This is a genomic window from Candidatus Acididesulfobacter guangdongensis (assembly GCA_004195045.1).
Classification (GTDB): domain Bacteria; phylum SZUA-79; class SZUA-79; order Acidulodesulfobacterales; family Acidulodesulfobacteraceae; genus Acididesulfobacter; species Acididesulfobacter guangdongensis.
Map to the genome: position 1 here is coordinate 287,012 of SGBC01000004.1, position 10,163 is coordinate 297,174.

Consider the following 10,163-nt stretch of genomic DNA (forward strand, 5'->3'; position numbering starts at 1 on the left):
ATAAGTTGATATTGAAGTTTATGTTATAAATGCGTGTTATAAGTTTATGCTATCGATATAAGCTGCCAATCCGAGAAGGCGCCGTCTCTATCGCCGCTCTGTGTGCTGCCGATATAATAAAATAAAAATAGCTATCCGGCGTTAAATTATTTATTGTTTATAGCGTATATAATAAATTTAACAAAAATATATTTCATTATTATGAATGTTTTGTTAAAATTGAATTAAATTAATGTAAAAATTTGATGATATATATTAAAAATAAAGCTATAAATTTTACTTATAAACTGATAATATATTTTAGATACAAGCGCCGCGAATTGCGTATGAGGAGTTATTAAATATTTATGTTTACGACTATCTACAATCTTTATTTATCATAATCATAATCATAATTATCATTATCAAAATTAAATTATTAAATAATAAATTATTAAATTAATAAATTTTCAAATTATCCGGATACCATTAACATGGATTTAAAAAAAATTAAGAATAGTCTATTTATTTTCAATACAATGAGCGGTTCTAAAGAATTATTTAAACCGCTCAATAAAAATAAAGTGCTGATGTATGTTTGCGGCATTACCGCATATGATTTTTCGCATATAGGGCACGCAAGGGCATATATCACGTTTGATATTATTTACCGTTATTTAAAGCATTTAGGATTTGATACCGTATATGTCAGAAATTTTACCGATATCGATGATAAAATAATTAAAAAAGCTAATGAAGAAGGTGTTGCTTTTAATATTATTTCCGAACGCTTTATTGATGAATTTCACAATGATATGGATTCGCTGTCTGTCGAGCATCCTTCTTTTGAGCCTAAAGCTACTGAAACGATAGCGGATATGCTTTTATTTATTAAATCTTTAATAGATAAAGGTGTTGCATACGAAAAAAATAATGATGTTTTTTTTAAGGTCGATTCATTTAAAGAGTACGGCAAACTTTCTCATAAAAATATAGATGAATTGCTTTCAGGCGCAAGAATTCCTTTAAACGATGAAAAAGAAAATCCGCTTGATTTTGCGCTGTGGAAAAAATCAAAACCGAATGAGCCGCTCTGGGAAAGTCCATGGGGTCAGGGAAGACCTGGCTGGCACATTGAATGCTCTGCGATGAGCATGAAATTTCTCGGAGAGCAGATTGACATACATGGCGGCGGGTCAGATTTGATATTTCCGCATCATGAAAACGAAATAGCCCAGAGTGAAAGTTTCACCGGAAAAAAATTTGTTAATTACTGGATCCATAACGGATTTGTTAATATTAACAACGAAAAAATGTCAAAATCCTTAAAAAATTATATAACTATCAGGGACTTACTTAAAGATTACGAACCTGAAGTTATAAGAATATTTTTTATGTTTACGCACTACAGGTCTTTTATAGATTTTTCACAGGGCGGACTTGAAAGCGCAAAACAATCCCTGATAAGGCTTTACGAGGCTGTCAGTTTATATATCTCTATTAAAAGTAAAATTGCCGATAAAATTATTGAGATTGTTAAAAATGACGGCGACAGTATAAATGGCAATAACATTCTAAATGATTCTAATAATAGCAACGAAACTGAAAATATAGAAATAGAGGATTATTTAAACGGTTTTTACAGCGCTATGAATGACGATTTTAATACCGCCAGCGCATTGTCCGTTTTATTTAATCTAATCAGAAAAACAAACCAAATTATAAATAATTCACTATCTAAAGGGTTTATTAACGATTATGAATTGGAATTTTTAGATAAATTTTATGATTTTATAAAAATTATACAGAATATTTTGGGAATATTAAAAAAAGACCCTCAGATATTTTTAGAAAAATATTTAAAAAATTTTGAAAATACAGAATTATCAGACGATGAAATTAAAAGTTATATTGACAAGAGAAATGAGTTCAGAAAAAATAAAGATTATAAATCTGCAGACGAAATACGCAAAATGCTTCTTGATAAAAAAATAGTATTGGAAGATACAGGTTTTGAAACAAAATATAAAATCGAAAATAAATTAGAAATAAATAATTAAAAATTAATATCAAATCTGAACTTATTTATAAATAATATGATTGTATAAAAAATTTAAAAATTAGGTTTAACGCAATATTGTAATAAAATTAAATTTAACAAGCTAATTTTTAACTTTGGAGGCGTTCAGCTTTAAATTTATAATTCTGAGGTTATAATTATTTTATTATTAATTTTATAGATTTTTATGAGTTTAGAGCGCGAAAGAAATAAGATGAATATCAAGGAAATGATTGACGAATTTTTGGTATGCCCTAAATGTAAAGGGAAACTTGAAATGTCGGTAATAAATAAGACGACGGCTGAAGGCAATCCTTATGAATCTTCTATACTGATATGCAGAAACTGCGGCGTGTATTATCCTATTGAAGACGACATACCTGTTTTGCTGGTTGACGAAGCAAAAACAATAGACGGTATTGATTAAAAAATATCGTATAAAATTAAATGGGAACAGATAATTATTTATCTCTTAAATTTAAACAGCTATTTGCTTTAGACGGCAATATAAAAAGACGTCTTGCAATGGTAAATTCTGATATTGCGGCGTCGGGCAGCAGGAGATTGGCTGTATCTGTCGTTAATAAAAATAGTTCTAATATTGATTGCAGCAATAAAAATAAAGATGATAGCTGCAATAGTAAAATTAATTTCAAGAAGTTCTGGTTTTATGCCGAATCTATAGGAGAGGTCAAAATAGCGCTTTATTTATGCGATTTGATAAAAACGCAAACCTCTACTTCCGCAGCAATGCCGGCAGCGCCTGTCTTTTTCATAAGTATTAAAACAGCTTCCGCATATAAGATATTGGAAAATTTTAGCTGTCGCAGCCGCAGCAATTATAACGGCAGCAATTATAACGGCAGCAATTATAACGGCAGCAATTACAATGATAGTTACCGCAAAGATATTATATTTTTTTTTCATCCCGCTAATTTATTCAATTATTTTTTTGACTCTTATGCGGTTTCAATTAAGCCGGATTATTTTATTTCAATAGAACATAGCGTAAATAGTAAGTACGCAGAAATTTTATATAATAACAACAATAATGTTAAAATTTATTTATTAGATTTAGATTTTAAAAAAGAAAAATTTTTAAAAAATTACAAATCATTAGATGATAAAATTTTAAATAGTATATATGTAAATATAACTGACGACGAAGATAAAAAAAATCTTCAGGAATATTTCGGCTCTCTAAAATTAACGGATAAATTAACAGATAAATTAACTTATGCTGAAGAACAAAGTCCCGACAATGATTTTCGCAGCTGTGCCGGTGCTAATAACGGTAAAAATTTTGAGAAAGCTCTATCGCCGAAAGAAAAAATTAATATAGTAAAAATTTCTGATTTACCGTTGAAAATTGCTTCATCATTCAATAATTATTGCAATGAAAACGACTGCAAAAATGTAAAAGAAGTCAAGGAAATCAAAGAAGTTATGGAAGTTAAGGAAATCAATAAGATTAAAGAAATTAAGGAAGTTAAGGAAGTTAAGGAATTTAAAGAAAATATACAGAGAGATACAGATAAAAATAGAGATAAAGCCCAACATACCGATATTATAATTATCTCGTTTATATCGGTTCATAAAAAGGAAATTGTTTTTCTGACAGGAATATTACGGAGCGTTAAAGAACATTTTTTAAAAAAAAATATTGAGCTCAAATTTATCTTCGCTCCGAGAAATACTAAAACAGTTCCTCTTATAAAGAAAGCAGCCGGAAAGAATAATTTTAAGGCGCTGTTATACACAAAAGATAATGCGGACGTAAATATTTTCGTTAAAAAAAATTTTGTAAATAGCGCTAAAAATATAAATAACTCTGAAGACGCCGATAAACCAGATAAACTTGATAAACCTGATAAATATAGAGACGCCGATATATTAATTATAGACGATTACGGGAAATTAGATGAAATTTATAAGAAATCAGATATAATATATGTCGGAAAAAGTTTATTTAAGGAAGAAAGCGGCGGACACAACATTCTAGAGCCGATATTATATTCCAAAGCGGTAATTACAGGTCAGTATATAGATAATTTTAAAAATATAGCCGATGCCTACCTAAAAGACGATGCTATTGCAGTAATCAAAAAGGATTTTTTTTTAAATGACTTTATTAAATTTATAGAAAATGAAACAAAATGGAAAGATATGGGCAAAAAATCTTACAATATATTTAAGAAACAGAAAGAACAAACAGCAAAAAATTTAAATTGTTTTATAAACAATGAATTTATAAATAAATATAAATAAAATAAAATGTATTTCAATTTGCATTTACCTTTTCTAATATTAGGTTCACGACTGATTATTCTTGCCGTTATTATTTTATTACTGTTGATTTATGTAAAAGTAAAATTGTTTAAAATCAAAATCTATTTTTCGGAGATAAACACTTATAAGGGACATAAAAATTTTTACGACTTAAACGGTATTATACATTTCCATTCAACGTATTCCGACGGTTCCGGCAAGATTGAAAATCTGATTAAAATAGCAAAAAGACTTAAGGCGGATTTTTTGATTTCTTCTGACCATAACACGTTAAAGCCGAAATATGACGGCATTGAAGGGTATTATGAAAACTTATTTTATTTTGCCGGAGAAGAAATTAATACCGAATTTGGTCATTTTCTTGCGCTCGGAATTAAAGACGAAATTAAAAGAGGCAATTACAGAGACGTGCTCGCGGATATAAAAAAACAAAACGGCGTCGGCATTATCTGTCATCCGTATAACTGGTGGACCCCGTGGAAAAATTTTTCCGTTAAAGGCTATGCCGGAATTGAAATAATAAATCTGGATTCGCAGTGGAGAGGAATGAATCCGTTATATATCTTATTAGTTTTAATCACCTATAAAATTAATAGTTTTTATTCCCTGCATTTTCTTGCGCACAAACCTAAAAAAACATTAAAATTTTGGGACAGCGTTCAAAAACATAATAAAATGATAACCGGCATAGCTTCTATAGATGCACATTCAAATGTCAAACTGAGCAAAAACATCAGAATACATTTTCCAAAATACGAAGAACTTTTTAGCGTTGCAAGAACCCATCTTCTGCTTGACAGAAAATTTTCAGGCAGAAATAATGATATTGATATAAAAGCGGACAAAAATTTAATAGTAAAAGCTATAAAAAAAGGTTCGTGCTACTTTTCCTTTGATTTATTCGGAAAGCCAGAGGGTTTTTATTTTGAAGCAGGAGTTGCAGAAGATAATAAAAAAGAAGAATATTTTACAAGCGGAGATATTATAAATCTAAAAAAAATAAAAAATAAAATACGGTATATAAATTTTTATTCAGGAATAAATATAAATCATAAAAAGACTAATTATGAAATCATATTGTATAAAAACGGAAAGAAATTGCACAGCGTAAAAAATAAAACGCTCGATTATAAATATATTATTGAAGATATTGACAACGGTAAAAAACTTAATAAACAAGGACAACAAGGAGAATCAAATTTTTATAGGGTTGAAATCAATATTATAATACACGGATATAAAAAGATTACCTATCTTTATTCTAATAATGTTGAAATTTTTGGCGAATAAGTATATATTATATATTATTTGATTTATTTATATATTATTAAAATTATATCTTAATCCTGCAATAGAAAATATTTATACATTTCTTTGCTCGGTTAAGCAAAAATAACTTTCTATTGCAAGATTAAAGGAAAAGGTGTCAGATTTTATTTTTTTGCATATGAAGTAGTTCAATTAACAAAGAAAATATTTGCAAAAAAATTAATCTGACGCCTTTTCCACTTATTAAAATACGCATATGCCTTTAACCGACATCGAAAAAATTGACAAAGAATTTGTATGGCATCCTTTTACCCAGATGCTTGACTGGGAAAAAGACGATAACATCGTTATAGAAAAAGGCGACGGCATATATCTTTACGATATTCGCGGCAATAAGTATATAGACGGCGTTTCATCGCTGTGGGTAAATATACACGGTCATAATAATAAAGAATTAAACGACGCTATAAAAGAACAGGCAGATAAAATATCTCACAGCACTTTGCTTGGTCTGGCGAGTGTTCCGTCCGCTATTCTGGCTCAAAAACTAATTGAAATAGCGCCGGCTAATCTGAAAAAAGTTTTTTATTCGGATTCAGGTTCGACATCGGTTGAAATTGCAATCAAGGTTGCGTTTCAATATTTTAGACAGAAAGGGGCGAAATATAAAAACAAGAAGAAATTTATCGCGGCGACATCGGCATATCACGGCGACACCATAGGCAGCGTTTCCGTCGGCGGCATGGAGCTTTTTCATTCTATTTACAAACCTCTTCTTTTTGAAACATTAAGAATAACATATCCTTATTGTTATAGATGTCCGTTTAATTTAAAACATCCTGCATGCGAACTTTATTGCGCTAAAGAAGCAGAAAAAATAATAGGATATTATGCAGACCAGAGCGCTGCAGTTATAATAGAGCCGATGGTGCAGGGCGCAGCCGGCATGATAACTATGCCTGCTGGATATATGAAAAAAATTGAAAAAGCGTGCAGAGATAATGAAGTGCTGCTTATCGTAGATGAAGTTGCTACAGGTTTCGGCAGGACTGGAAAAATGTTCGCGTGCGAACATGAAGATATTAATCCGGATGCAATGTGCATTGCAAAAGGCATAACAGGAGGATATCTTCCTCTCGCGGCGACACTTTTTTCGAAAGAAATTTATGAAGGGTTTATTGCAAATTTTGAAGATAATAAAACTTTCTTCCATGGGCATACATATACAGGCAATCAGCTTGCCTCGGCTTCGGCAATAAAATCTTTGGAATTATTTAAAAAAAATAATATAATTAATGCAAATGCTCCGAAAGTTGAATATTTTTCAAAAAAACTTAAAGAATTTTGCGGACTTGAGCACGTCGGAGAAGTTAGAACAATAGGTCTTATGGCAGGCATAGAGCTTGTTTCTGATAAAAAGTCTAAAGAGCCTTATCCCCAAAAAGATAAAATAGGTCATAAAGTCATATTAAAAGCAAGAGAAAGAGGCGTTATAATAAGACCGCTGGGCGACATCATCGTTGTCTTGCCGCCTCTTGTAATAGAAAAAAACGAAATAGACGAACTTTTAGGCGTTGTTTACGATTCTATTAAATCGGTCACGCAGGAGCAATAAATAATTTAGGCGCTTAATAACTTAATAGCTTGATAATTCAGTAACTTATCACGATTAAATATAAATAAAAAACCGTTAATGTGAATTCAGCCATATTAAAATTTTTTTCATCCCTTATAGCCATAGCAATTTCATTCGGGTATGCGGGCATCATATTTTTAATGATTTTAGAGAGCTGCGCTCTGCCTATCTCTTCGGAAATTGTGCTTGGCACTGCCGGTTTCCTTTCAGGTGAAGGGAAATTTAATTTCTATTTAATAATCATTGCCGCCACTGCCGGAACGTTAATAGGTTCTTCGCTGCTCTATCTTATCGGCGCAAAGGGCGGGAGGCTTTTTTTAGAAAAATACGGAAAATATCTGCTTATAAGCAAAAAGGATATTGACAGAGCGCAAGAATGGTTTTTGAAATACGGAAGTTTTGCCGTGCTGATAGGAATAATGCTTCCAGTAATAAAAACATATATAGGTTTTCCGCCGGGGACTACTCTTATGAGTTATAAAAAATTCGCCGTTTTTATAATTATCGGTTCTGCTATCTACAATACCATTGTTGTTTATCTCGGTTTAAAACTGGGACAAAATATAAATTTAATTATGCCTTATTTTCATAAATTGGGACTGGCTGCAGTTATTGCAGTGTTTATTCTGTTTGCGGTTTATATTTATATACATGTAAAGAGAGCTTTTGACAGGTAAAAATAACTTGACTGAAAATATCGGCTATGCAGGGACAAGTACATTGCTTCGACTATGGGATAAATAGTTAATCAATTATATTTTTGCATTATATATATTTATTATATATAATGCATATATTGTGTATATTGTGTATATTTATATATATTTATTGTATATAGTTAAATAACAATGAATAACGCAGGCGATAACACTAATATCCATACTGCCGCAACCGGAAGATTTGCCGCCGCCGAAGAAATAATCCAAAATTTTTATTGCGAGCCCTATGAATCCTACGAATCATATAGCGGCGATAAAGCCAAAAACAGGTTAAAAAGATTCGGTTTCAGAAATTTATTGCTGTACGCTTTTTTAACTTTTGTTTTAATTTTGCTGCTTATGCCGTTTCAACGTATTAACGCTATAAATTTCCCTTTTTTCATATTTAAAGACTTTATCGTTATCCTGCTGCTATTAGTTTTTCTTATATATAAAAACAAGAATAAATACAAAATAAACAAGAATAAATACATAAGCAATATTTCGTCTGAGCAGATTTCTGCCGATAAAAAAAGCGGCTATATCCATACTGATGAGAATATTAATTATTTCAGATTAGGCATCATGGATCTTAATAATTATTACAATAGCTATAGCGATTATAATAATTATTTTCACGATAATAATAATTACAGCAATGACAATGATAAAAATAAAAATAGATTAATTATAGGAATAGACAGAAAAAAAAGATTTGAACATATTATGATAGTATCGCCCACAGGCGGCGGCAAAACTTCAAAATATATAATACCATCCATAAGAAAAGATGCCTGCTTTAAGAATACATGCGTTTACGCAATAGATATAGACGGACCGTATTTATACAACGCAGTGAAGGACAGCTGGTTTGCCAATAGCAAAAAAATAGTACATTTCGATCCGTATAATGACGGCTCCGTACATTTTAATCCGCTTATAGAAAGGTGCGGCGATAAAAATGATTTTTATAACAATGAAAATAGAAAAGAAAATATTATGCCGGCAAGCGATGACAAACTTTATGAACTTTCTTCCATGATTTTTTATGCCGATAACAACGAACTAAAAGGAGGAGATATTCAGGCGCACAAATATTATTCTAAAAGAAGCGCCGATATTCTTTATGGCTGCCTTTTATATCTTAAATGCAAATACGACATTAAATATTTTAATTTGATTACGGCAAAAAAATTTTTTGAAAAAGGATTCAGTTTTATAGAAAAAGAAATAAAATCTTATAACGGAAATAACAGCAAAAAAATAAAAGAAATCTTTAATAATTTTTTCGAAATACCTTCTTATGAACGGGCAAAAATTATTACAGATATTTTGAACGGACTTGATTTTATAAAAAACGCAAATGTAGAAAATGCTTTTAAAACGACAGAGAAAATTCTGTCAGACGGTAATTTTTTAACTATAAAAGATTTGTTTAATAAAAATAATGATACGCTGCTGATTGTTTCAGTTCCTAAGGAAAAAATTAATTCAGGCGGCTCAAGACTAATTTCAATTATTACCGATATGGTAATTAAAGAAATATATGAAAACCGGAGAGAAATTTTAAAGAATAATTCTGCTTCAAACGGTAATAAGGCAGACAATGAACCATGCGAGAAAGCTAATATTAAAGCTGATGTCAACTCAGGCGAAAAAGCAAGTATTAAAGCAGAGATAGACTTAGGCGAAAAAGCAGAAAGTAATTATGACGATTTTATATATAAAGATATTTTTATATATTTAGATGAGTTTCCGGTCTTAAATATAAACAATTTTGATATAGAACTTGCAAATTTAAGAAAAACAGGTACTGGAGTCTGCATAAGTTTGCAGGATATTTCTTTTCTAAAAAATAAATACGGGGATATTTCGCTTATAGATTCAAATATCGGAACTCATATTATAATGGGTAATGCCGGTATTGATACTGCCAAACGGTATTCTGAAAAAATGGGACATAAATATGTAATGCATACGGAAAAATTCAATACTGTTTCCGGCAGAAATTTTAAAAACGGCATAGACGGTATAGATTTATCTTTCGGCAAATATGACGGTGTAAATGACAGCGGAAGTCAATACAGCGGCGGTCTGCACGGCAGTTGTAAGTTCCAAAAGTTATTGATACTCTGCAAAAGATAATGAAACTCTACAAAAGTTATTGCAACTAAAAAATTTACGCTGAAGTCGGAGTCAGCTTTTTTCGGGTTTAATATAAATATATGCCGAA

7 protein-coding genes are annotated in these 10,163 nt (G+C 30.6%); all 7 read left to right on the forward strand.

Annotated features, from left to right (window positions below):
• Positions 1-473: 473 nt before the first annotated feature.
• The 7 genes from EVJ46_09870 (at position 474) to EVJ46_09900 (ending at position 10,075) form a co-directional block, all read left to right on the forward strand.
• On the forward strand, positions 474-2,039 hold the full coding sequence (locus tag EVJ46_09870) for a cysteine--tRNA ligase (protein ID RZD15815.1): 1,566 nt from the start codon (positions 474-476) through the stop codon (positions 2,037-2,039).
• Between the two features lie 213 nt (positions 2,040-2,252).
• Entirely contained in the window at positions 2,253-2,465 is a 213-nt protein-coding gene (locus EVJ46_09875; protein ID RZD15829.1) for a Trm112 family protein, read from the forward strand.
• Positions 2,466-2,485: 20 nt separating this feature from the next.
• A complete protein-coding gene (locus tag EVJ46_09880; GenBank protein RZD15816.1) occupies positions 2,486-4,306 on the forward strand; it encodes a hypothetical protein in 1,821 nt (606 codons plus the stop codon).
• Positions 4,307-4,411: 105 nt separating this feature from the next.
• Positions 4,412-5,617, forward strand: a complete 1,206-nt coding sequence (locus tag EVJ46_09885) for a hypothetical protein (GenBank protein ID RZD15817.1) — start codon at positions 4,412-4,414, stop codon at positions 5,615-5,617.
• A gap of 235 nt (positions 5,618-5,852) precedes the next feature.
• On the forward strand, positions 5,853-7,211 hold the full coding sequence (gene bioA, locus EVJ46_09890) for an adenosylmethionine--8-amino-7-oxononanoate transaminase (GenBank protein ID RZD15818.1): 1,359 nt from the start codon (positions 5,853-5,855) through the stop codon (positions 7,209-7,211).
• An 80-nt stretch (positions 7,212-7,291) separates the two neighbouring features.
• Complete coding sequence (locus EVJ46_09895; GenBank protein ID RZD15819.1) at positions 7,292-7,909, forward strand: DedA family protein; 618 nt, start codon at positions 7,292-7,294, stop codon at positions 7,907-7,909.
• Positions 7,910-8,080: 171 nt separating this feature from the next.
• Positions 8,081-10,075: a hypothetical protein gene (locus tag EVJ46_09900; protein RZD15820.1), complete on the forward strand. Its 1,995-nt coding sequence runs from the start codon at positions 8,081-8,083 to the stop codon at positions 10,073-10,075.
• The last annotated feature ends 88 nt before the right edge of the window (positions 10,076-10,163 follow it).